At 44.5% G+C, this 25709-nt stretch carries 21 protein-coding genes and 1 pseudogene; 20 read left to right on the top strand and 2 right to left on the bottom strand.

Annotation, left to right across the window (positions count from 1 at the left end):
- Positions 1 to 150 precede the first annotated feature (150 nt).
- The 19 genes and pseudogenes from G519_RS53510 (at position 151) to G519_RS0112765 (ending at position 21780) form a co-directional block, all read left to right on the top strand.
- The gene (locus G519_RS53510; RefSeq protein WP_327195615.1) at positions 151 to 351 is read left to right on the top strand and encodes a hypothetical protein; all 201 of its coding nucleotides are present in this window, start codon (positions 151 to 153) and stop codon (positions 349 to 351) included.
- Positions 314 to 613, top strand: coding sequence for a hypothetical protein (locus G519_RS0112860; RefSeq protein WP_029195047.1), 300 nt, complete (start codon positions 314 to 316; stop codon positions 611 to 613). The genes G519_RS53510 and G519_RS0112860 overlap by 38 nt, the downstream gene beginning before the upstream one ends.
- Positions 614 to 1164: 551 nt before the next feature.
- The gene (ltrA, locus tag G519_RS42835) at positions 1165 to 2874 is read left to right on the top strand and encodes a group II intron reverse transcriptase/maturase (protein WP_036632813.1); all 1710 of its coding nucleotides are present in this window, start codon (positions 1165 to 1167) and stop codon (positions 2872 to 2874) included.
- Positions 2875 to 2989: 115 nt separating this feature from the next.
- Positions 2990 to 3778, top strand: coding sequence for a hypothetical protein (locus G519_RS0112850; RefSeq protein ID WP_127527620.1), 789 nt, complete (start codon positions 2990 to 2992; stop codon positions 3776 to 3778).
- Positions 3779 to 3880: 102 nt separating this feature from the next.
- Positions 3881 to 5335 (top strand): AAA family ATPase, encoded by a 1455-nt coding sequence (locus tag G519_RS0112845; protein WP_029195045.1) that lies wholly within the window; start codon positions 3881 to 3883, stop codon positions 5333 to 5335.
- A 62-nt stretch (positions 5336 to 5397) separates the two neighbouring features.
- Complete coding sequence (locus G519_RS0112840) at positions 5398 to 7299, top strand: vWA domain-containing protein (RefSeq protein WP_029195044.1); 1902 nt, start codon at positions 5398 to 5400, stop codon at positions 7297 to 7299.
- An 88-nt stretch (positions 7300 to 7387) separates the two neighbouring features.
- A complete protein-coding gene (locus G519_RS0112835; protein WP_029195043.1) occupies positions 7388 to 8092 on the top strand; it encodes a hypothetical protein in 705 nt (234 codons plus the stop codon).
- Positions 8093 to 8176: 84 nt separating this feature from the next.
- Positions 8177 to 8644: a hypothetical protein gene (locus G519_RS0112830; RefSeq protein WP_029195042.1), complete on the top strand. Its 468-nt coding sequence runs from the start codon at positions 8177 to 8179 to the stop codon at positions 8642 to 8644.
- Positions 8645 to 9015: 371 nt separating this feature from the next.
- Complete coding sequence (locus tag G519_RS0112825; protein ID WP_029195041.1) at positions 9016 to 9441, top strand: MarR family winged helix-turn-helix transcriptional regulator; 426 nt, start codon at positions 9016 to 9018, stop codon at positions 9439 to 9441.
- Positions 9442 to 9805: 364 nt separating this feature from the next.
- Complete coding sequence (locus G519_RS0112820; RefSeq protein ID WP_029195040.1) at positions 9806 to 10765, top strand: NAD(P)H-dependent flavin oxidoreductase; 960 nt, start codon at positions 9806 to 9808, stop codon at positions 10763 to 10765.
- Between the two features lie 319 nt (positions 10766 to 11084).
- Entirely contained in the window at positions 11085 to 11816 is a 732-nt protein-coding gene (locus G519_RS0112815; protein ID WP_029195039.1) for an NADPH-dependent F420 reductase, read from the top strand.
- A gap of 467 nt (positions 11817 to 12283) precedes the next feature.
- Positions 12284 to 13534: a hypothetical protein gene (locus G519_RS0112810; RefSeq protein ID WP_127527622.1), complete on the top strand. Its 1251-nt coding sequence runs from the start codon at positions 12284 to 12286 to the stop codon at positions 13532 to 13534.
- Between the two features lie 638 nt (positions 13535 to 14172).
- A complete protein-coding gene (locus G519_RS47420; RefSeq protein WP_051253357.1) occupies positions 14173 to 15540 on the top strand; it encodes a hypothetical protein in 1368 nt (455 codons plus the stop codon).
- A 761-nt stretch (positions 15541 to 16301) separates the two neighbouring features.
- Positions 16302 to 17699: a toprim domain-containing protein gene (locus tag G519_RS0112795; RefSeq protein WP_029195036.1), complete on the top strand. Its 1398-nt coding sequence runs from the start codon at positions 16302 to 16304 to the stop codon at positions 17697 to 17699.
- 36 nt (positions 17700 to 17735) lie between these two features.
- Positions 17736 to 18024, top strand: a pseudogene (locus G519_RS42830) (single-stranded DNA-binding protein); the annotation flags it as partial.
- Positions 18025 to 18314: 290 nt separating this feature from the next.
- Positions 18315 to 18959, top strand: coding sequence for a RadC family protein (gene radC / locus G519_RS0112785; protein ID WP_029195035.1), 645 nt, complete (start codon positions 18315 to 18317; stop codon positions 18957 to 18959).
- A gap of 490 nt (positions 18960 to 19449) precedes the next feature.
- Positions 19450 to 20577, top strand: a complete 1128-nt coding sequence (locus G519_RS0112775; protein WP_029195034.1) for a RecB family exonuclease — start codon at positions 19450 to 19452, stop codon at positions 20575 to 20577.
- A 36-nt stretch (positions 20578 to 20613) separates the two neighbouring features.
- Complete coding sequence (locus tag G519_RS0112770) at positions 20614 to 21048, top strand: LNS2 domain-containing protein (protein WP_029195033.1); 435 nt, start codon at positions 20614 to 20616, stop codon at positions 21046 to 21048.
- Between the two features lie 18 nt (positions 21049 to 21066).
- Positions 21067 to 21780: a hypothetical protein gene (locus G519_RS0112765; protein WP_029195032.1), complete on the top strand. Its 714-nt coding sequence runs from the start codon at positions 21067 to 21069 to the stop codon at positions 21778 to 21780.
- A gap of 396 nt (positions 21781 to 22176) precedes the next feature.
- On the opposite strand, the gene tnpB is transcribed toward G519_RS0112765, so the two are convergent.
- Positions 22177 to 23310, bottom strand: a complete 1134-nt coding sequence (gene tnpB, locus G519_RS0112755; protein ID WP_036632811.1) for an IS200/IS605 family element RNA-guided endonuclease TnpB — start codon at positions 23308 to 23310, stop codon at positions 22177 to 22179.
- Positions 23311 to 23437: 127 nt separating this feature from the next.
- Positions 23438 to 24538 carry a hypothetical protein gene (locus G519_RS0112750; protein ID WP_029195030.1) on the bottom strand — a complete coding sequence of 367 codons (1101 nt, stop codon included), beginning with the start codon at positions 24536 to 24538 and terminating at the stop codon, positions 23438 to 23440.
- Between the two features lie 407 nt (positions 24539 to 24945).
- On the opposite strand from G519_RS0112750, the gene G519_RS0112745 reads away from it, so the two are divergent.
- Positions 24946 to 25173: a hypothetical protein gene (locus G519_RS0112745; protein ID WP_029195029.1), complete on the top strand. Its 228-nt coding sequence runs from the start codon at positions 24946 to 24948 to the stop codon at positions 25171 to 25173.
- Positions 25174 to 25709: the final 536 nt, after the last annotated feature.

Here is a 25709-nt window from a genome sequence, read left to right as displayed (position 1 = left end):
TCCGACCGATAGCGTATGTTATCGAGGAATACTCTTACCTATCGCCATTCGATTGGGTTGGACTTATTTGAGTTTAGCCTTAACGACTTCGATCTCCTTTTTGTTTTTTCTGGGGATACGGATCTTGTCCCTGCCATCCAGCGAGCAAAATTGCGATCCAAGGTCGTAGCTGTCGTTAGCCGTACCCAACCGGCTCGACTCGTTAAGGAAATGGCAGACGGCATTTTGTACCTGGAAGATGTGATCGGTTTGATTGGGGATGAACATATCATCCCGCGTAAATCCAAAAAACCTGCGAAGGAGCGAGTTACCCATGTCCAACACAACAACCAATCTGAGCGTTCTGCTTAACGCACCATTTCCGTACACGGCTTATGGCGTGAACTATGAAGGACAATCCTACGTTAGCATCCAGTGGATTGTCGATCGTCTCAACGAGGTCGTAGGTCCGCTGAATTGGCGGCATGAATTCTTCGATGTGAACGAAAACATGGAAGATTTCTCCGTAGAATTGCTGGGGCGCCTCTCAATTTGGGATACCGATAAGCAGACCTGGATGGATCGGGTGAATTACGGGAACGACAGTGCGACAAGAAGCAGCTTCTCTCATTAAGTAACGCAGTGCTAGGAGACTAGCTTTCCCAGTTGCAGGGATATCCCCACCGAAACAGCGTCGAGGGTAACTTCGGGGTTGGTTGCAGGAGGCAAAAGGCTAATGATTCTTTAGAGTCATAGGAATCAGGTCGAGGGGAAGAATGGCATGGTTAACGCAAGTGAACCTTTTTAAGCATCGTGACCGTAGCGACGGATAGACTCAGCAACGCCGTCAGTAATGTGAGTAGGAAGAGTGGATTGTCGTGCCACTTGGTTGCAACCCATACACTCACCGGTGCAGTGAAGGAACCTAACCCATTCGTATCTGCGTGGAGCTGAACTTGTTAAGCCCTACACGGTCCAGCAAATGGTAACGAAGCCGTAAGGTCTAGTGATGCCGTAGAGGGTAAAGGATGCAGGAAAAAGCGAAAGCCGTCAGTCGAAAGACGACAGGAATGAGAATAACTGGACGGATAGTACCTATGGTGCAACTCGAAAGAGTGCTGAATTCCTGCAGGTGCACGTCATGGTGAAAAACGAAAAGGATACTCTTTGAGGAGGAAATATGCGATGAACGCATGTAAAACCATGTCCGCTATTCCTCCACTTATGGATTGGGATTCTGTCAACTGGCAGAAACTCGAAAAATACGTGAGGAAGCTCCAACAGCGGATTTACCATGCCGAACGTCTCGGCAAGAAAAGAAAGGTCCGTGACCTTCAGAGACTTTTACTAAGAAGTAAAGCTGCTTTGCTACTCGCGATCAAGCGTGTCACACAAATCAACAAAGGTAAGCGAACTGCTGGCGTAGATGGCATGAAGGTGCTTAAAGCCGAACAACGTGTTGTTTTATACAACTCCATGACTCGATTAAGCATCAAACTGCACAAACCTAAACCAGCCTTACGCACCTACATCAAGAAGAAAAACGGCAAACTTCGCCCTCTTGGTATCCCTACCATAATAGATAGGGTATACCAGAGCCTTACACTAATGTCACTTGAGCCACAATGGGAATACCATTTCGAAGGAACGTCCTACGGTTTCCGTCCTAAGCGAAGTACTCACGATGCGCTTACAGCCATCTACATGAAGCTCAAAGGAAAAACCTACAGAAGCTGGATATTTGAAGGTGACTTCAAAGGTTGTTTTGACAACCTAAATCATGAATTCATCTTGAATCAAGTATCCAGATTCCCTGCAACGGATATTATCAAGAAATGGTTACAGGCTGGTTACGTTGACAACGAAGTCTTCCACACCACAGAAGCAGGTACACCACAAGGCGGGATTATCTCTCCCTTACTGGCGAACATTGCTCTACATGGAATGGAAGATGCTATCGGAGTCAGATACGAAACCAAACCCTCCCTCGTTAGCAAGGGTAGCCTATCACTTAAAAAGGATAGCCCTGGAGTAATCCGATACGCAGACGACTTTATCATTATCTGCCATAGCAGAGAAGAAGCCGAAAGCATGTACGGTAAGCTCGAACCCTATCTACGAGATAGAGGTCTTCAACTTTCACAAGAAAAGACGAAGATCACTTATATCCAAGATGGATTCGACTTCCTTGGCTTTAACTTTAGGAGATACCAACGCAAACGGGGCCCAGTATTTCTTGTGACACCTAGCAAGGAGAGCGTAAAGAAAGCCTATGCCAAGGTGAAAGACGTATTCCTCAGAAATACAGGAAAGAACGTCTACCGCTTAATAGGGGAACTCAATCCTATCATCCGAGGTTATGCCAACTACTGGAGAGTAGCTGTTGCTAAAGAGACCATGGGAGACCTTGACGATTACATCTTCAGGTTAACCGTGAACTTCTTGAAAAGACTCCACCCACTTAAAACATGGGGATGGATCAGCAAACAGTACTTCAAGCCAGACAGAACAGGCGTCTCTAAAGATCAATGGATACTGACAGACCCAATTAGCGGAAGTCAAATCACCAAAGCAAAGTGGACACCTATCAAGAGACACGTTCAAATCACGGGCAACCACAGTCCTCATGACAAATACCTGAAAGGGTACTTTCAGTTAAGGGACATAAAGAAGTTCGAGATGAACAACGTACAGAGCAGACAGAAACTTGCCAAGAAACAACGATTTTTATGCCCAATTTGCAAATGTTCGTTAACTGATACTGATGAAGGACTGGAGCTACACCACAAAACACCAGTTAATCGAGGCGGTACAAACGAGTATCAAAATCTGATGCTTGTTCATATCTCCTGCCACATCAGCCATCACAAAACGAAAATAGCTAGGCACTACTAATCGAGAGACGTACGGAATATCGTGTGCTTGAGCCGTATGTCCTGAAAGGGACATGTACGGTTCTTAGGGGGGAAAGAAGTCGAAAGACTTCCAACCTACCCGACCGATGACCGTCATGAAAGGGTCGCAGATACCGACTGCTCAAGACCGTATGGACTGTAAAAAGTCTGCGGTATCTGATTCGCTGAAGAAATGCGCTGCCTGGTTTGGTGTGGCCTCTGATGTCTTCAAAAGCTTCATCGACGTAATCAAGCCGAAGAAGTCCGATGGCACAAGCAACACCATCTATAACCGGCTTGTTGCTGCTCATGGGTTCGTTGATCAGTATGGTACACACAAATACGGCATCCCGATTCTTCCGGATTCCTATCAGGATTATTACCGAGAAAAGAATTGGGAAGGGATCTTCCAATCGGATATCAATGCTTTGTTTACTGGAAACCGAATCAACAACAGCGAATCCTCCTCGAGCGGCCAAGGTAAATCGGGACAATCCGAGTCTTCGCAGTCGCTCCTTCCAGATGAAAATTCAGCAGTACCGACTGGCAAAGGAACAACCGGTTCTGCTTCTCGTTCTTCCGGGAGTAGAGGGTCCGGTAACAGCGGTACTCGGGGCAGTACTTCCCGTGACAGCAATCCCAGCAGCGGCTCCAATAAGCCGGAACCCATCCGAATGAAGGTGCTTGATGCACCAAAGTTCAACCAGGATGGATCGGCAACGTTCAGAGCAAAGCTGGAGAACAACAAGGATGTCACTGTCTTTGCCGGCAAAGAACTTGCAGAAGAAGTGAGAAAAGTCCGTCCGAACATCGTGATAAAAGCGAGCGGATGGTATCGTGAAGATCAGCAGAAGGTTACGCTCGCCAATAAGGGCGGCAAAATCGAAGTCGAAACAGCTGCATAAAAATCGGGCTAATAGCCCCCGTGTAGAAGTGCCAAGGAGCTCAGCAAGCTGGGTTCTTTGGCTTTTTGATTATTCCTCTAAAATCGGAAGGAGACAATGAACATGAAATTTTCGAGAAACAATCTGCCAGGCATCGTATCTGCACAATACAAGGAAAAAATGATCGACTACGTATCACGGATTAAGCGTGCTGAAGTTGTAGATGACGGCAAGGTTGCCTCTTACGTGAGAATCGATTACCTAGACGGAAGCAAGAGTATGTGGGTCAGCAAAGACGGACAATCGGACTACGTTCACTACTGCGAAGCATTCGCCGGTAAGCGCCCGTGTCCGCACCTTGCTTGCGGTGTTGCGATATCTGAAATGTCGTCGAGCAAAATTGAGCGCTTCGCCCTTCCTAAAGATCCGGACGAGTTGAATGCGTTCATCTCCTCCGTTCCGAGCTCCCAATTCCATGACGTATCTGATACGTTTGGAATTCCGGCAGCCCCGGAAGAAGAGGAGGCTCCGGCCGCAGCACCCGCTCCCGCATCGCTCGTACCAACTCCCGCTCCAGCAGCCGCTCCGATAGGAAAGCGAGACCCGAAGGTGGGCTGGAAGGATATCGAAAATTACTTGCTTGGTCAAGGCATCGATCGCCGACTGCTTCTGAGGATCGTCGATAAACGCAAGGCCGTTTGTGACCTAGCTGCCACTACCCCGATGTCTATTGAGCCAGTGGCTCCGTCGACTCCATACCAAGGCAAGATGTTGGAGCGGGCGCTACGCCACATCATCATGGGCAAGTCCTTATTGCTCGTGGGGGACAAAGGCGCGGGGAAGGATACGCTCATCAACACTATCGCTTGGGTATTGGGATACCCTATGTACCTGCAAACAGGGCATAAGGGATATACCTCCGAGACGATTATTGGCGAGAATATGCCGACCGGCAATGGCCTTGAGGTGGCATTCAAATACACGGCATATGCAACATGCGTGATGAACGGCGGTTTGGTTCACTTCGCCGAGCTCAACATGCTAATGCCGGATGCCACCTCGATCTTCCACTCCGTCTACGACGACAATAAACAGCTCTCGACACCACTTGGCACCGTGCCTTGTCATCAGGAGCATATGTTTATTGCATCGATCAACGTCGGAGAGCATTACGCAGGGGTAAAGGCGCTCAATGCGGCTCTGAAGGACCGCCTTGCGGTTCTCCACCTTCCGTACACGGCAGACTTTAAGCTCCTGATCGAGAAAAAATCCGGACTCACCGACCGGCATGTACTTCAGTGGCTCGAGGACATCAAGACTCAAATTGATCTCCTCTATGCAACTGAAGGCGCCGGTGATGAATCCCGGACAGTCCGTGGTTACATTGATGCCGCCAATTATTTGAAAGAATTCGGCATCAATGACCAGACCAAGATTGAAGCGATTGAGGACTTCGTAATCAACAAGTGCGAAGACCGCGAAGAACGCTTCGCCGTTCGCAATCAACTTCGTATGTCGGTTTGGAAATCACTACCGAAGACGAAAGAAGAGGAAGATTACGAATCTGGCGTAGCCTGAGATGATTGAGGGACCTCTTATAGAGTGTCCCTCTTTCCCATTTTGAGAGGAGAGTGATGGTTATGTCCATGACAGCAACCGCATTGAAAAATAAAGCCCAAGTGATTAAGGAACGGGAAGGTGCCCGCGTCAAACGTTGGTTACATATCCTTTTCGGTGGCCGCAAATTTGGCTTCCAATGGACGAACGAACCAACATCGTACACGGACGGGAAAGACGTATATGCCAAGTACGATATTGTACGACCCGGCGGAGGAACTGACTTTTCCGAGGAAGAGAAGCGCGTGATTCGGAAGGCCACTTCCGTACATGAACGCGGTCACATTGAGTACGACATCATTGAGGATTTCGTAAGCTGGGTCAAAGAACATTCAAGCCCGTTGCGATCTGATTGGGAGGCGAACTCCAAATATCCTGGCGACTGGACGAAGTTCTACGGCAATGTCATGCTAGATGGCCGCATGGAGAACTTTACGATCATCGACCATCCCGAAGTTGACGAGTACATCCAGTTTAAAAATTACAATTGGAAGTGCGCGCCCATGACTCCGCAAAATCGTGTCCAAGATTTTCGTCTGCTCTATATGACCCGCTCCCTCGGGATGATTGACCCCGAAGGGCTCCATCCTGATTCCTTGGCATTAATCGACTCGGTGCAGCCGACGATTGAGAAAGCCCGTTTCGAACCAACCACAAAGGAGTGTCTGGAAAGCGCCCTGGAGATCATTCGGGCAACATGGCCAATGCTGATGGATTGGATGGAGGCAGACGGGCAATCTCCGGCAGAGCCGATGTTTGGGTTTCCTAGTGATGCCGACGATCCTAATGTTTCTTGGGGGGATCGGGAGGAAGTTGAGCAAAACGTCCTCCGCGTGAAGATTCGTATCCAAGTTGCAGATAGTCCAGAGCAATCCGATTCTGATAGCGGCGATGACGAAGAAACGAACGGCAGCGACTCAAACGGCACAGCTCCGGAAGGCGAAGAGGGGGACGAAGAATCCTTTGAGGCTCCTGATTGTTCCGGCGCCCTTAGCGCTGCTGCAAAGGAAGCTGAGGCTGACGAAAAAGAAGCCGAGAAAGAACTAGGACCCTACGGCAACATCGAGATCCAGATCGAAATCGATCCCGGTCTGAAGCGGCCTTCTTTCTCTGCAACGGCAACGACAACGGCGTACAGAGCTCAAAATCTTTATCGGTACCAACTTACCGAGCGGATGATGAAGCGGGACATCGATTTAACCTCAAAGGTTCTAAAGGAATTGTGTGAACCTACGCCCGACGAGCTGCTCATGAACCAGCGGAGCGGGAAGGTATTGGTTAACCGGATGTGGCGCAGTGAAGCACTCGGCGAAACAAATTTTTTCGCCCGTAAGCTCATCGGCACGCCCGGTGCTGAGGTACGGATCGCAATGATGGCCGATATATCCGGCTCAACTGGTGATCCTTTCCGCGGAACTTCTTCCAGGGTGATCGACGAAATTCGCAAATCGCTCATTCTTATGTCGGCAGCGTGCGAAAAGGCCAGCATACCGAATGCGGCTTATGCTTTTACCGAGTATGACGATACCGTGATCTTCCCGTTAAAGCCGTATGGCCGGTTCGGTACCACCGAGAAAAGTTTTCTTGGCGGCATCGAGGACGAAAGCGGAAACCGTGATACGCTGGCTCTTCAGTACATGATTAACGATATGTCCAAGTACAAAGAGGGCATTCGCATTGTGGTCATGATTTCGGATGGCATGCCGTGCTTTGAACGGAATGAAGACGAAAACACCATGAGACTCATGGTGCAGCAGGCGGAGAAACATGGCATCGATGTCGTTTGCCTCTATTGTGGACCAGAACGCGCGAACATCATCAAGATGGTCCAGCATATGTATCCGGGAGGCGCAATCAACGTCGGTAAGAATCTGGCTCGGGACCTGTCCCGCCATGTGAAGCGGATTATCCGCAAAAGAAGATAGTCACGGACTTAGGGGAGCACACCTGTTGCTTCCCTTTCCTTTGCTTCTCAAGAGATATCCAATCCCATATATAAGGAGACGAAGAACATTGATAAATCATGTGAAAACCCTTTTTACCGGTGCAATCGAAATACTGAAGGTTGAGTTTGTCCGCCTGCAGGAGCTCTATCCGAATCTGTCGGAGGAAGAGAAACGCCGCCAGGACGAATTTGTTCGGGCGATCGCTCTCCTGTCCAGCGAACTTCCGGTATTTGCTCACCTTTTCTCTTTCGGCGGGGATTTGAACGTTAGCCTCCATCCTTCGGAAGATCTGGCGATCCATGACATAAAAAGTGTCTGGAGCAAAAATAAATTCGAACCGGAAGAGGACGGATCGATCGTCCTCTCAGTACGATTGAACGGTGAAGCGGGAGAGGGCAAGTGGATGCTCACTGATGAAGGCGGGCTAACCAGCGGCCACGGCGCCCAGTTGATCGGTTTCTCCATTCACGAACCAGCTGCGGGGGAAGAGGATGCTGCCGCTTCCGAAGACGGCCGCGTTTTGGACGGCAATATCGATTGGAGCCGTTATGAGCTCACAGCACAGGTTATAGCCACTCAAGAACTCTCCATCAATGACGAATGCACCCAAATCGACTGGAGCAGCATTGAGGAAATCACCTCTACAACGCTGGTTTTCGTTAGGGATGTCCAGCATGATATCGTCTTTGATGTGGATGTCGAGGAAATTGGCGAAGAGGGAATCATCCCGGCTATCGTCGAAGCCATCAAGGCCCACGAGAAGTATGAGTAAACAGACGTATAAAGCTTATGTACGTTGTCTGAGAAAACACCACAGGGTCTATTACCTTAAATAAACGATGGGGAGTGTTTCGGTATGATAAATATTGCGAAGATCGGCCATTATTTCGAGAAGCGCCATGAAGTTAGTTTTTGGGTAAACATCCTAATGTTTGCCACTTTCGTGATGTCTAATCAATACGTGTTCGCAGGCATGACCCTTGCTCTTGCCGTCGTACAATTCCATCCGATGATGGTCGTTCAGAAGATTCCGGCCGCCTGGCAGGAAAAGATCCTGAAGAGGGTCCTGCATCTAACGTATTGTTTGGGTCCGAAGAGTTTTCTTGTATCCACCAACGGGGTGATGAAGGTCGTACGCTATAAAAAACGTGGCGACAACACCTTGTTTGTCTGCAGGTGCAGCGGTGAATTTAGGGCAGCCATCGCCGAGTCAAATCGGTTCTGTAAAACCACACAAGGGGCCGTTCATCTCCTTGCTTCAATGTATCACGAGGAGTTGAAGGAGCTTCGTCAAAAAGTGGTTCATCAACCGGAAAAAGAATAAGAATTGTGGGGGATAGAGTTTCTATCCCCCTATTTTTTTTCCTGCTAGAAGGAAATAACCCTTAAAAGTCGTCCTCGAAGATTCGGAACACGATCCTAGTGTCTGGCAACGGCGTTAAGCTAACGGGCAGGATAGCGTGGCGAATCGTGTGGAATATCTGCAGTCGATGTAACACAAAATAGATTCTGAGTTACTTAAAGGGCATCAGATTTATGCTCAGTTATGCGAAGAATATCGGCTAGGACAATAATTTTTGAAGGCCAATAGCCTCTTATTGAATTAAAGGTAATTGAGCTCTGTTGACACAAGAATTTCATCATGATATCTTTAGTATGCTAAATATTATTCGTGACTACGGAGGTGAAATATTAATGACAGATAAGGTAGACTGCGATATTCGCCAGTCGTTGGATAGGATTTCCTCCCAAATGCGTCGAGATTATAGCGAGTCTCTACGGGAACTTAATCTTTACGTTGGCCAAGAGCATTTACTTTACCGTTTGTGGTTAGGTGATGGGGTAACACAAATGCAACTGTGTGAACACCTAAAATGTGAGCCGCCTACGGTAACAAATATGGTTAAATCCCTAGAGCAAAACGGATTTATATACCGTAAACGCGATCAAGATGATGCAAGGGTTATGCGAATCTTCCTTACCGATAAAGGCAAAGAATTAGAAAAACCGGTTGAATTCAAATGGAAACAACAGCAAGAAAAATTACTGCATTCCATATTACCGGAAGAGCGCTTATTATTAAGGCGGCTTTTGAAGCAAATGGAGAGTAACTTATTATAAGTTATCTCTTGCATTTATGTTTAGCATGCTAAATAAATGTGAATTAATTACAGCGGCTGAGACAAGGGCTTTCCATTCGAGACGTTCTTGCCCACGGAGTCATTAATTATCATCCAGTAGTGGCAGGTACCCCCGTACAAGTTGCTAACTTCTTGGAAATACCGTTTTTGGTCGATGCATGCGACGGCTCGATTGATCCAGAAATAGCCTATGCCCATTTTTTGGTACTGATTGTCCCAATTTTGCAGGACCGAGGTTTGTTCCACAAGGAATATGAAGGAAAAACACTGCGCGAGAATATAGGAGTTCCTTAACAATACGGAAGGCTAAATTATTTAAATAATTAATATAGGAGAGGCCTAAAATGAATAATAGAATATGCGAAATATTAAATATAGAAAAACCGATTATACAGGCCCCGATGTCTTGGATTACTAATGCCGAATTTGTTGCAGCGGTAAGTAATGCTGGTGGATTAGGATTTCTAGGTCCAAATGCCGGCCAGGTTGATATAACTCGTTCACCCGAAATAAGTGCGGAAAGAATGAGAACAGAAATACAAAAAATAAAATCGTTAACTAATAAGCCATTTGGAATAACTGTGATCGTAAATCGTGATTTAAATTACACATGGCGAATTTTAGAAACAGTTATTGACGAGAAAGTTCCTGTTGTTCTTGTGAACGATATACTGGATGAAAGAATCTTTAAACCATTAAAAGAAAACAATATTAAAATTGTTTATAGACCCCTTACTCCTACTATTGAAAATGCAAAAGCTGCAGAAGAATTCGGAATAGATGTTTATGTAGCGACTGGATTTGATGAAGGTGGTACTGTTCCTGAACGAGTCATTGGAACATTTTCGATTGTTCCAATGATTGTAGATACTATAAATACTCCCGTAATGGCAGCTGGTGGTATTGGAGACGTTAGAGGAGTGCGTGCCGCATTTGCTTTAGGCGCTGAAGGTGTTTTTGCCGGTAGTGTCTTTATTCCAACAAAAGAAAATCCAGCAGCAGAAAACGTGAAACAAATGATTGTAGATGCTACAGCAGAAGATTTACTAATGTTCCGTACTTTACCAGCATACTATCGGTCTCTACCTACTAAATTAGCGAATAAACTAGTCGAAATGGATAAACAAGGTGTTAGTCGTGAAGAAATAGCAAAAATGATGGTTGGATCAATTGGAATGCGTATCGGCATGCTAGAAGGCAATACAGATGATGGCTATATTTCTGTAGGTACTGGAATTGCGCCAATTAAAGAAATCAGAACTGTAAAAGAAGTGATTGATGCTTTAATGCAAGACTTTAATTGAAATATTTAACAACTGATTTGGAATATAAAAATTCTCTCTATCTTCTTGATACGTCTGAAAGCGATGTGTCCAGCCGAAACAACGATAGCAGTATGGCTAAAACGCATTTGCTTCATTTCAGAGGAGAATATTTTTCTAAAGACGTACATTGAATAATATCCGTCTCCACAAGGAAGCCTTGTTATATCGAAAGCGGGAACCAGACATTGCACTAGCCTTATCGCGAGGCAATTAGTTCGATGCATTAACACGACGGCAGCCGACCAGTTGATCGCCGAAGTAAAATAACATTTAGAATAGGATGGTATGAGAAATGAAAATGAGATTTGGAATTATAGGTGCAGGTCCAATCGGTTCAAATATTTCAAAAAAATTAGTTGAGAATGGATATGATGTCAAAGTTGCAGATGCTCGCGGAATTGAACGGCTAGAAGGAAAAAAACTTTCGGGAACACCTGTGAGTGTAGAAGAAGTCATTACTAATATCGATGTTCTAATCATATCTATACCTTTGCACGCACTGCCAAGCATTCGCAACGTTATGGATAAAGTTGGGGAGGAAGTGGTCATTGTAGACACCTCAAATTATTATCCTTTTAGAGACAACAAAATTGAAGAAATTGAGAACGGGTTGGTTGAAAGTGTTTGGGTTTCAAATCAATTAGGTAGACCAATCACTAAAGCTTTCAACAATTTATTAGCCTATACGTTAGAATATAAAGGAACTTCAGAAGGTACTAGTGGACGCATTGCCATTGCGATTGCTGGTGATAACCTAGCGCATAAACAAATAATGATGGATATAGCAAACGAGCTAGGTTTCGATACAGTAGATAGTGGTTCATTAAATGATTCATGGAGGCAACAGCCAGGTACTCCTGCATACTGCACAGAGCTAACCATAGAGGAACTAACCGAAGCAATAAAAAAAGCAAATAAAGAAAAAGCCCCATTCCTACGGGATAAAGTGATAAAGAAGCTAACGGCGGCTACTGGCGGATATTCGCACCAAGACATTGTGAATCTGAATAGAGAGATATATAATTCCTGAGGAGAGATTCACAGAGTTAACACAACCTACAGACGACTTATCACCAGCCATGCACAGTTATAAACACAATGGTGTTCATATCAAACTCAAACGACACGAATGAGTAATCAATTCTTAAGCTAACGAGAGAACGTTAGTTGAATAATAAGATGAAACAGCATCGTTGCGACGTCTTTCATTTCCTTGGCTCATCTCCTTTCAGAGGAGCCAACACCCCATGAGAGCACTCTATGATACAGAAAATATGGGGCTCTATGATTCCATATACTATTTACCCCTTATTGCCAAAACAGTGTCGAAAGGTGTAACATTGTAATAAATTGATATTGTAACTACTCACGGAAGCACCGTCGGGTCATGGAACATCCATGTCCGGCGGTTTTTTTATGGATTTTTTCTCATTGTCTTGTTTGAGCCAAACAGATAGAATGAAAGGAGGGCCCTAAGTGGAGGGAGGTAAGAATCAGTTGAGTAAAAAATTGCTAAACATTTTGGAAGAGATATCTTCCGAGATTTACGCGATCGTCAGTGTGAACAAGACATTGTTAGATTCAGTCAATAGCATGATCATGCGTTTGCTTAATGACAGATACAGCAGAATCGTAAACTACACTTCTGGAGATCTCGACAAAGCTTATATTACCATTGGCCGCAGCATCAACTCGCTGAAGGAAAAACAATTGAAAGCAATGGAAGTGGGATCCGATCTCGATGAAGGCGAGATTTACGACTTAACTACCCTTGATCTAAAAATGAAGGTACTAGATGCCGCAATCATTAGCCGGAAGGAAGCCCGATCTAAGAAGGGGGAACACCCGGTACTACATAAGCATATCGACTATCCAGTATTCAGCGTAGATAACCCAAGACGAGCTTCCCTTGCGAAATTACAGAAGCCTAATGGGATTATCATTGAAAAACGTGAAGGCGGCTATCGGCAGCTTTATTTTAAGAACGAGAACGGGATGCTACTTACCGATTACGATCATAAAGTATTCTCGTCCCTTTGTAAGATTTGCCTTGATAGAGGCTTCCCAAAGGAAATGCACGTTGAGATAAACGAAATTATCGAAGAGATGAATACTCCTTCTCCTGGCGGCGGTGACTATCAAAGCGTTCGGGATAGTCTGATGGACATTTACAACACCTCAGTCGTTTTCGAGGACTCCATCACAGAAGACTTCGGGGAAGATACTTCTTTTGAATATCATCGGATTTTCCAAGCCTTCTCAGCAACTGGCAAGAAGTTTCTAAGCTTCAAAGTTCTCTTTCAAGATTACATACACGCTGCCTTGAAGAATGGCGACTTTGTCAGTATCAACATGTACTTGATGAACGATCTGACAATGGATACTGCAAGGAGTCTGTATAAATTCATCCTGAATGAATACAGCAGGGAAGAGAAGGAAGTCTACGAATTTGAATTTAAAACCCTAAGAGCGCATATTGATGTGGACCGGAGCAATGATCATCGTGCAAACCAGTCGATCAAGAAGGCTTTTCAGGAACTACATTCATCCGGAATCATTAGCCGCATTGAAGATGTGAAGATCGGTACCGGAAATTGGTTGTACTACGTGAAGCCCAACACCCTCCAACTTCGATATGCAGCAACAAATCGCGGTGCGGAGCGTCTCTCTGATCCTAATCGAGCTATTCAACAGTCATTTTTATTTCTTGACGAAGTGGCAGCTGCGTCACATCCACATTCGGAATAACTGTTAAAAGACCCCAATTCACTGAATTGGGGTCTTTCTTTTCCTCATAATTGGCCTTTCTTGGAAAATTTTTTTTTGAGACAGGACATTTTCTACATTAAACTACGAACTTTTCTACATTAAACTACGAACCTTTATACATTAAACTACGAGACTTTCTACACTAAACTACGAAATCTACATTAAACTACGAAATCTACATTAAACACCGACCTTCTATACATTAAACTACGAGTTCTACATTAAACTCCGATCTTCTATACATTAAACTACGGTTTTTTCTACATTAGTTCCAGTTTGCGCCATTTTCTTATTGGTGATACTGTCGAAACAAGGGAAAAGCAAAAAACCTCCATTTGTCGATGGAGGTCGAAATTTAGTGATTGATACACCGGCGCCAACCGGTCATCAAATTGTATTTCCCTTACAGGTCTGTTTCACATTTAGCACCTATCCTGCGTCAACAGGTAAAGGAGCTTCAACCACACATTCAAACTCTAAGCCTTCTTCGCAAAAAAACGCGAATTAGAAGGTCTACTTAAATTTTGCCTGCAACTGGTTTGAGCTTCATTATATAACGAACTGCCAAGCCCGTAAAGGGTTAGAAGAGAATTTAATGCGGAAAGGAGGTCCAGGAGATGGGGGAAGCTAAACGAAAGCTCGAAGCGTATTATGAAACCTATATGCATTTGAACAACAGTAACATTAATGCAACATACCCCGTCTCAGTGGACTATACTTTCCTTTCCGATTTGTTTGATCTCGAGAGATCATATGCAAGCGATTCTGTGATTATGTTTCGCCGGAACAGCCACCCACTTCGAAAATTTCATGTTACCGAGACAACGATTCAGATGATGGTGACGATCTCCAAGCACTTCAATACCGAGGGGACATTATCAGGGTGCCCCATTCACAAATTGTATAAGCTGATGGCAGATGAATATGAGGATCCTTGCTCTAAGGAACAATTTTATGCAGAGATCCATAAGTTCATTGCATTAGGCATTCTTTCTGTTTCCCAGGATGGTGTCGTGGAAACGTGGAAACTAGAGCCTTACAAAAGAGATACAGGCCGCTTCGTACTGTTTTCTCCACTCGTATATACAAAAGCATTTACTGATCTCCCGGTCGCAGCGCAAAAGTTGTACATGTATATCGTCTCGCGTAACGGTGAAAGGTTAGGGACACCGTTCAAAATCAATTTAGATAAGAATTCCTGGGTTTATACTCTCACCCACAAGACTCGTCCTGTTCAGATTCGCGAGCTGTTGGAATCTTTACGCAAATTAGAGCCAATTGCCGGCAAGCCACTGATTCTTGAAAGTGCTGTTGAGAAGGACACTTTCGGCCAGTGGTCGCTTCGTTGCCTCCTGAATCCCGCTTACATTGTAAGACATGTGGAGGGAGCTCAATACCGCATGGTACCGAAAGCTAAAATTCCATACAGTAAGACAGTAGGGCGCCTTCGTATGCTCCTGCATTACAATGGGATCGGGGAAGTCGAGCACATTGATAACGGCACGGTGTTTTTAGGTCTAGTTCGGCTCCTCAACAACTCCGGCATCAAGACGCTTAGATTTGCAGTTTTGCGGATCAAGGAGCTGATGCAAAACAACTTTGGACTATCGTATAACCTTGTAAGTGCTCTGGAGCAAGAATTGAAGGACCGCACATATATAGCTTTTACGGAAATCCTGAAAGAAACCGGCGCTTATCGTTATTTAGGCGTTGGAGAGGGAGAAGACTATTCCGATGTGCGGCCACTGCAGTTCTTCAGGGCAGTGAAAGATGTGTTCTCGGTGAATGAGTTCAAATCGCTTTGTGTCGCTGCGATCCCGCTCCTTTCTGATCAATTCGGGAAGCAAATGTTACCTAGCGATCCATACTATTCCTATCGAAAGATAAGGCCAGCATTGCCAATTCCCGATAACATCTTCTACCTGGAAGATTTCCTGATAGAGCTCAAATCGGTTATGGCTAAAAAGACGAATATCGCATCATAACCCGCTCCTCTGCAATTTTGGGGGGCTATTCACCGTGCCTCTAATATCCTAAACCAATGTCCAGATCAATCGTCAAGTCAGAAACAATACGTTACCGGACCCCAATTCATCAATAAGGCAGCCCATATTATCGCCTCCCGATAACGGCTGCCTTTCATTTTTCACGAGCCGTCAATATTTCAGAATTTAAGAGCTTGTCCACTAAACATAGTGCAATTCCTTTCGGTTATTTTTTTAGACATAAACTGTGAATAGTGAATAGTTTTCGGGGATATGTAGACAAATAGGGGTGGTCCATAAAGGGACTGGCAGTGATTTTCAAAATTTATAACCGTATTTTCATTATGTCTAAATTTATAGCAATTGATCGTTCCCGAGTCTAAATTATTATTCACAGGATTCTCCCAAGCCCTTGTCCCGTATGAGATAAAACCCTGCATAACTGGCCCTAATAGATTTTTATTTTATTAGATACTAGTTATTAATAGATATATATGTATATGCTTCGCCTTATTCATCTTATTCTTGAAAGAGAATGGGAACTCATGATAAGATAAATACATACTTCTTTTCTAGTTATTATTGCATCCGCCACGCGGCTCAGGATGTTATGTAAGGGTATTGTTTTTTAACCCAGAATGACCTCGTTAGGTATTGACAAGCACACTCCTTATTTCTTTGTGTGCAAAAACGTCGATGGCTAACGAGGTCATTTTGTTTTTATTTGACCTAATATCACGACGAAAGAGGAGGTTGGCTATATGCCGAAAATATCCCAAAGCACCATAGATGCAGTTGAACGAGTACATACGTATGACCTCGCAACGCGCATGGGTCATTGGGCGAAAACATCCGCTGGCTCCATTCAGGTAGGCTGTCCAAACCCAAATCACGTTGAAAGGACCCCCGATACGTATATCAAGAAATCGACGGGCGTTTTCATGTGTTATGGCGGAGGTGGCTGTGGAGCTAAAGGAAAAGCGCTCCAGTATTACGCGTGGGCAACATGGGGCTCTTGGGATCCGAGAACTCATTTTGTGGATGCAGTTATTGGCATTTGCGAACTCATGGGAATTCCCATTGATTATGACGGGCCATCTCATGATTCGCCGCGCAAGAGAACGCAGCCTGCCATGCAGCCTGCCGCAGCTACAAAAGCTGTTTTTGAGAACATTCCGGCTCAGCCGGCTGAAGTTTGTGACCGTGCATATCGGCGCTTTTTAGAATTATGCCCGATCTACCGGGAACACGCTCAAGAATGGATGACTAAACGTAAATATACGAAGGAGCAAATTACTGCCTTCGGATTACGCTCCATTCCAGCAACCTGGCAGGAAACGAAACTCATCGTTGAAATGATGCTGAAAGAAGGATATTCGCTCGAACGAATTCCGGGCTTTACCCAGAAGCTCCGCAAAGACGGAAATCCAATGAACGACAAGGACTGGTACTGGACCATTAACGCCTATGGTAAGTATTTTCTTCCTGTACGTGACGATTCCGGCCACATTGTCCGTCTTAGGATGGCGACAGGTCAGGACAAGAAGAAATACACATGGTTTTCTTCTTGTCCTAACGTTCTTCCTGAACGGAACTCAGCTGGCCAGATTACGGAGCTGAAGGTTCTCGATCCTTCCCTCGACATCAACGCCAACCCCTACGATATGCGTAGGGGCGGTGCCTCTTCGAGTCACCACATCAACGTTGTAATCCCATATCAGCAACTAGCTCATTGGGAACCGGGGGATGAGATCACCGATATTTTCGGGTTTGATTCTGTCGTGATTACTGAAGGAGAGCACAAATCTTTCATCGCTGCGAACATCCTGAGAAAGCCGGTTGTTGGCGTTCCGGGTGTTGGTAATTATCGTGATGTTCTCCCCGCTTTGAAAAAGTGGGGCGTGAAAAAGGTCGTTATTGCTTATGACGCGGATGCGTTTGTAGCGAAAGAAAAAGACGGCCAGAAAGCGAAGAACGCTGAGGTATTTAAAAACCTCATCAATTTTTCAAAGGAAATTCTCGAAAGTGATGGAATCGAATTGGTATTCTGGATTTGGAATATCGCAGACGGAAAAGGTTTGGACGACGTACTTCTGGGGGGCAGATTGCCGATTGAGGTTAACCCCAGGACACAAGCTCGTACTCCAGTGGCTATATAAAAATACTAATTTACTAGAAGGAGAGTCTATTAATCTATGTTGAACCGAGTCATTTTGATAGGGCGCCTTAGCAAAGAGCCTGATTTGAGATACACTTCGGCAGGAGGAGTTGCAGTATGTCAAATGATGATCGCTGTAGACCATCCGTTTACCGGACAAGGTGGCGAAAGGGAAACTGATTTTGCTCCTATTGTTACTTGGAGGCAGCTTGCGAAATCAACTGCAAATTATCTTCGCAAGGGTCGTCTCTGCGCGGTCGAAGGCCGTATTCAGGTCCAGGTCATACGAGAACAGCGAAAGCAAGAAGGTTTACTTGGCAAATCTCCAGTCGACGGAGTCAGTGAAAAATAAGCTCAACGAGTTATTGGGCATGATTCTAATCGAGTCTGCGTAACTAATGGGTGCATGTGTTTTTTGAACGTCCATGCAGTTAGTTTGTTTTACTCCAAAATGAACAGCCTCAACGAGACGTTTAGCGTTTGAGAGGAAAACGCTAGTACGACGGTAAATGGTTTAAAAGGATAGTTAAATAGAATATCTCGCTTTCCATCCCAAGCGTAAAACGGGTGGCATTGACTCTGATGCCGCTCGGCGAAGGGTCATTGGAGGGAGGAAATGATGAGCCATATCAATGCCGTTCGAGATGAGTTAGCCTACTACAATGTGACGGATATAGACACATATTCACTTTTGTCGGTTGTATGTTTTGTGAACAAAGACGACCCGGTTCTTCTAAAAAGATTATATGACATCGGGGTAAGGAAGCTTGCAGAGTTTACGCTAGTAGACCTGCAGGAAATTGGCGTTTCCCGTGCAGTAGCTTGTCGCTTGGTGGCTTGCTTTGGTTTAGCAAAGAAACTAGCTGCAAGCCGAATGGAAGAAAAGGTGATTATCCGATCACCACAGGATGTGTTTAATCTATTGAGTGAACGTATGAGGTATCTCAGACACGAAGAATTTATCGTACTATTTTTAGATTCCAAAAACGGTGTGATCGGGCAAGAGACGATCTCTAAGGGTTCGTTAAATGCATCAGTAGTTCATCCGAGGGAAGTATTTGTTGCGGCAATCAAGCGCAGCAGCTGCTCCATCATATGCGTCCACAATCATCCGAGCGGAGATCCAATGCCAAGTCCCGAGGACATCCAGCTAACCGAGCGACTTTCGGAGTCGGGTAATGTCATCGGGATTGAGGTGCTGGATCACCTCGTTATTGGTGATGGGAGGTATATTTCCTTAAAAGAACAGGGTCTCATATAATCAATCAGCCTCAATGAGACGGTATATGATGTTCATTGACCAATTTCCTGTTGCAGGAGCCAGCAAAAAAAGGCTTAGCGAGTTGCTATTGGGGATGACAATCTTCCCTTCTGATTTCCATCGATTGGGAAAAAAATTCTATGAACCATCCCTGACAGGGGGATTAACACACACCTCCCTGTTGAAAGGGGTGTGTTAATAGGAGGATTTATATATTATGAGAAAATCGACGACTGAGCAGAACGAAAAAAAGAAGGAACGTACATTTGGAACGCTTGCACCATTTATCATTGTAGGGTTTCTTCTGTAAAAATACTCAAGGGTATGATAACTTATCCTGTTTATTATCTATTAAAATTGCTAACCCTCGGTAGATATCCGAAGGAGTAATTAGGAATTATCAATTGAAAAACCATTATTGGACGGTGTTAGGAGTCTTTTCCTTATCTTCAGGGAAAGGACTCTTTTTTATTTCCAAGGAGGGGTGCGTATGAGCACTAAAGTCTACAGCTACTCGCGTCTCAAGACGTTCGAGGATTGCATGCGGATGGGATACCACAAATACATCGAGGGTCGACCGGACCCTTCGGGGCTCTCTGCTATTATCGGTAAGATATTTCACTCCGCATTTAGCAAGGTAATCAACGAAGGGCTAAGTCCAGACGACTCCGTTATGTCCAGCATATATGAGCATGGTGGTTTACCAGAGGGAGAGCGGGCGTATGATCTGGTTCGGATGACCGAGTACACATTCCGGCGCATTTCTGAGGTTCAAGGTGAGTTCTCGGATATTACCTCCGAGACTCACCTGAGGATCGAAATTGCACCTGGTATTTTCGTCCAAGCCTATCTTGATCTGATTATCGAAGATCCCGCAAACGATGAGGTCATTATCGCCGATCTAAAAACGAGCTGGGCCCCGTTTGAGGCTTCATCAACGAGACAACTTCCTCTTTATGGGCTTCTCTTCAAAGAGATGCGAGGGGGGTTTGTACCAGCAGCATTCCGCGGTTTATTGATCTTCACTAGGCATGTAAATGCGGACTCGGAAATCACCTTCACGGATGAGCTGCTGGAAGAAACTCGGGAATGGGTCGTGAGAATGGTTCAGAACGTTCAGGCGGCTGGCACGGATATTAATAATTTTCCGATGACTGATGACCGGAGAACGTGTGAACATTGTCCTTTCGCTTCTCTATGTGCAGCAGGATACGTAAATGACATACCTGGCGATGGCGTCCCGAAAGACGACGTAGAAGCTGCACTCATTGGCCAATATCTCTTGTTCCAGGAGCAGGCGTTAAAGCGGATGAAAGAAGGGCTAAAAGCGTATGTGAAAAGCACCAATACGCCCATTGACTTACCGATGGGCCGCTGGGAGTTTAAACAGAGCGAACCAACCCCAAAAATCATGATCGAAGTCTTGCGGCAGTTTGCAGATGATCACGGCCTTAACGCAGATCAAGTAATCACAACCGACAGCAAGAAGGTAAAAGAATGGGTGGAATCGGATGTTACTGGCTTCTTGAAGTCACAGGCGACATACATGAATCCCCGCTCTACTTTCACCTTTTCGGATCGTAAGGAGGAGAATATTGATCTCTGTGTTGGTGTTTGATATTGACAATACATTGGCTGATACGAATGGCGAATCATGAAAAGGGTAGATGGGTTTACAGAAGCCCTGTACCCGTTTCCATTGAGCTCTGATTACTTTGAGAAGAACCTGGATGTGTTTTTGTTTTTGGGCGCAGCCGCTTTTGAAGACGCTGCAGATACGCTCCAGAGCCTCTCCAAGGCTGGTTCACAAATCATATATGTAACCGCTAGATTTCCGTGGTTCGAATCACTCACCGGGCATTGGCTTCGTCTGAACGGTTTTCCTGATGGGATGCTCTATTGCACATCGGATAAACGGTCCATGGTCGAAAGGTTTAAGCCTGCTTATATGATTGATGATGCTCCATACGAAATCGAACGTGTTATGGATTTGGTTGACGTTATCGTTCTGGCGAAGCCGTATAACGAGGGGTTCGACAACCGTTTTGAGAGATGGGCTATGTTTCCGCAGCTGCGGAACCCAGCTTAAGAAAGAGGAGGAACAGAGATGGGATACTTCAGCTACATTTGCAACGGCTGCCACAAAAACATTCGGTTTGATGGTGTACATGGTGAATGGTGTGTTTTGCAGCATGTACGTCAGAGCAAACTGATTGGCCAAGTGGAAGGGGAATATGACGGGTGCGGACGCATTGTCGGCAACTCGGTTTTCCGCAATCCGAATCCGGAGAATCCGAACGGTCAAGAAGAGATTGGCCATTCGGAGTTAATGCTTGACTCCCGCAGAGAGCTTAGGGCTTTTGCGATGTCAGGGATTTCTGCTTGGCATAAAAAGTGTTATTACGAAGCACCCTCGGAAAAGAGAAATAGGCTCTTAATCTCCAAAAGTGATCCGTACCAGGGATACGGGGATAGCCTGAGAGCAGCATTTGTAGAGAGTAGGGATGAAGGAGCGAACTCTATAGGTATAGAATTCTTCGATCTTCTCAACAACACTTCCATTCGTTCGATAAAGAAGTTCTATGGTCGAAGGGGCTTTTTCTTCCTCCAGGATCACGAAAAGCCTTTTTCCGATGGGGAGATGTTGGAGCAGGGTGAATCTGGGCTCTACGAGGTACATAACGCGTCCTACTTCCTCGTACAAAGACTATGGCAGGGTGAAACGTCTTATGAGCTCCACTTGGCCAGCTTCCTAATCAACGAGACGGGGAATAAGAAATTATGGGAGTTGCTTAGTTTAGTTCACTCCATAACTACATGAAAGCAATCTAAATGGATGGTGACAATATGAAAACAGCTCAAGCCGCCTGTGATTGTTATGGCACGGATGCCCTATGTAACGATTGCGGCGGGAGCGGGAAGGACCTTCGTACGCTGGATGAACTTGTGGAAGCCTTCTACGCGTAAGTCTCGTAAGTCTTGCCTTCCAAATATAAGCCCCAGCAGGTTTATCAATTGATAACCCATTCATGTCTACTAAGTAGACTAGTTTACTTAGTAGACCATATGGGGTGGGAAATTTTTTCAGGAGAGAACGGCATATGAATCACTTTGACTTGAACCTCTCATGACTGAAGTCAAGAGATTCTTGGGTAGTCTCTTCCAACGAAGAGAAGTTTACCAAGCTAGCTCCGCAGTCCCTGCGGTTCTGACTGTGCTACGCAGTCAAGAGCTTTAGTCCTTCTTGCAATATATTCTTAGCTGCGTTTATATCTCTGTCATGATGCGCCCCACATTCTGGGCATATCCATTCACGTAATTTCAAATCCTTTACTTCTTTGTTTTTATATCCACATTCAGAACATAGTTGGCTTGATGGGTAAGATTTTCCGACTATCGAAATCGTTCTCCCGTACCATTTCGCCTTGTATTCAAGCATTGTTCTGAATTGTGACCATGATACTTCACTAATTGCCTTAGCAAGTTTGTGGTTTTTAAGCATGTTACTTACTTGTAAATCTTCTAAGCAAATCACTTGGTTTTCGTTAATGAGCTTAGATGAAGTTTTCTGTAAGTAATCTGTTCGTGCATTAGTAATCTTTTCGTATATTCGAGCGACTTGAAGTTTGTTCTTGTGGTAATTCCTACTGTCTTTAAGCTTTTGTCCTGATTTCTTCGCTTGTTCTTGTTTTCGCGACAACGTTCGCTGTGCTTTTTCTAGTTGCTTTTCGTATTTACGTAGATATTTTGGATTTTCGAACACTTCTCCATCCGATGTGATTGCAAAATCTTTTATTCCAAGGTCGACACCAATTACATTTCTTATTTTGGGAAGTTCATGCACTTCGACTTCTGCAAGCATAGAAACAAAATATTTACCTGATGGATTTCGTCTGATTGTCGCGTTCAGGATACGTCCCTCAACTTCACGGCTTTTTGCGAATTTCACAAACCCAAGTTTGGGAAATTTAATTTTGTTATCTATAATTTCAATGTTTCCATTGGTGTAATTTGTTTGGTAAGACTGCACAGCGTTCTTTTTGCTTTTAAATCGTGGTGCATCATTTTGTTTTTTGAAAAATCTGTTGTACGAATCAGCTAGGTTTCTTAAGGAATTTTGTAGAGAGAACTTATCTGGTTCTTTCAGCCACTCTATTTCTTGCTTTAACTTAGTGAGTTCAGCAGAACATGACCCGTAAGACAATCCGATTCCAGTTTTTGTGTATGTATTATTCCATAATTCAAGGAAGTGATTGAACACAAACCTTGCACATCCAATCGTTTTGTTGATGAGTGTTGCTTGTTCTGACGATGGGAATATTCGGAATTTGTATGCTTTATGATGCAGCATCGTAAGCCTCCTTTCGTCTTGGAATATAAACTATTATAGCACATACGTTCGCTATAAGGCGTTGACCCTTCGGATATTTCCGTGGGGTTCTTTTTTCTTATGTCCACTAATCGGCTTAGTAGTTGGGCTATCTATGTTTTTCATTTTTGCGTCTGCTCTCGAAGGATACGACTTTACCACCGGACGCCTGGGTCACTTCTCTGATTTCCTCGCGTTGTTTTTCCTTGAGCTCGTCGTTAAGCTCATGATACATCGAGTCATAATTCCCGGCCCACTCAGGGATCTGCTCTTCGGGAAATGGGCATGCAGGAAGAGAGGGGTTATCGAAAGCGTAATTCGTCTGACTCTTTACCGGATAATGAAGAGGGGTACTTGTATCCAGTTTACGAGTTGCCCTGTACTGATAATCCCGATCCTGACGAAGACGACACTCAGCGTTCCAGGTCTCCAAGATTGATTTTCCTGCCGGCTGATTCGGATACAGTTCCATCCAACGTGTTTTCGGTTCAAGTTCACCAAATGATTTAATCAATAGTCGATCGATTTGTTTCCAACTTGCGTGATCTTTAATCGCAAGGGCCACAACCGCTGACCGCGCCAGAAATGCGATGAGAACCGGCATTGTAAGCACGTAATAACCGTTAAATAGATGAATCCCGTTCTGTTTGAAGTCGTAGGCAAGAATCAACAGGGGGATCAGCGTATAAACGGTTATGCTAGCCCATGCTTTGTGAGGCACGACCTGCCAAATAGTCGGTCTTTTTCCTGTAGGGGCGTACTCCTTGTATTCGTACCTTCTATAGATCACATCCCGAAATGCTTGGACAACAAACTGGTAGAAGTTGTTGCGAAATGGATTCTTATTCTCCCACCGAATCCAGCGTGGGGGATAGAGCATATACAGGTGATGCAAAGGTGAGATATAGGGTGTATTCAACCACCGGATCATCTCTTTTTCGAATAGGTTATGCCTGATTTCTTCTGCAAGAGGGGCATACAGGGAATAAGCTCCCCGACAAAGGATAGGTGTTACCAACAACACCGTTGCCCATTCCCAGTTAGCCACCAACAATGTCCATGTTGTACCTATCATTTTCTTGTACTGTTCAAATGGCAAAAATGGTCCGTCAGTTAAATAATCTATGGCTGCGAGAACTGGGAATGCGATGAGTGCTAAGAGACTAAGTTTGGTACATATCGAAAAAAGTTGTTTTACTGTGTCCTTCATAACGGATCACCTCGCCTAATGATGTGCGTATTTCCTATTTCTAGAATAATTCTTAACGCAAAAGCCCGCAAATTTACTCATGGGCGATTTGCGAATAACAAAATAAATCCATCTACTCAACACTAATGAATTAGGCAAATAATACTCTTAACCTTCAATAACGAAAACGATATTATAATAATTATAATTATCTGTATACCGCCTAGGACATTGACAACACGGAAGAGCTCGTTATATATTAAGTGCGTACAAAACTATCTTTTTACATCAAGTTTCCATTTTGTCAACAATAAAACCAACTATAAGAAATGTCGAACAAGCTTATTTTTTTTATCGCATTTTGTCGAAATGTGTATTTATTTATTACAAACACTTTAAATGAAAATAACATCATGGGGGTTTTGTCTTTGGATAAAGTTACAAAATCGCAGCTAACATGGAGAAATCTCCTGAATACGAAGGAAGAATCAACCAAGTCTATTACCCTTAATATATCGTTTGATCAAGAAATCGATGAAGAAGACGTAAAACACTTTGTTTTCGATGCTCTTTCTAAACATGCACAGAGCTGTTATCTCGACGAAAATCATGAAGTCACCGAAAAAGCCAAACCAACTGTGATTAAAGTGGAGTAAAGAATTATAAATTAGTAATCTATTAAGGGCTGGTTAGTGATACAATTGACTATATTAGCCCTTTTATTTTATGCTCCGCCACGAGGTCCAGGAGGACTGTTGGCAAGTATAATCACTTCCAAGAGTGTCGAAGTCTGCTTATTTGCAGAAAAAACATCCTTCACCAGAAGATGCCTTCGTCGTTTTTAGAAGTGATTTTTTTTATTTCACTTCAAAAACACGATAGAAGGGATGATTTTACGGCGGTTCTTCTACTTTTATCTTTTTTTCGCGACCTGTCATATGGTATAATTCGAGTATCTTATCTTTTTCACTAATTGCTCCTCTGCCAAGCGGCCCAAGGAGTTCCGTAGCTTTACCAGCGAAAAGGCGTCACTCAGACGACCGATTTATGATTTGTAGGGATTCGTATATCTACATTTCGGAATCGATCGTGTGAGGGACGTTTTTTTTTTTACTCCCACACAATGATCCGGAGGAGGTTTACTCTTTTTTGATGGCCATGAGGTAATCGTGGCGGAATGACGGCTTATTTG

Source organism: Paenibacillus alginolyticus DSM 5050 = NBRC 15375 (assembly GCF_000422905.1).
GTDB lineage: Bacteria > Bacillota > Bacilli > Paenibacillales > NBRC-103111 > Paenibacillus_E > Paenibacillus_E alginolyticus.
Note: the sequence above shows the minus strand (reverse complement) of the source record. Positions and strands in the feature narration are given on the sequence as shown.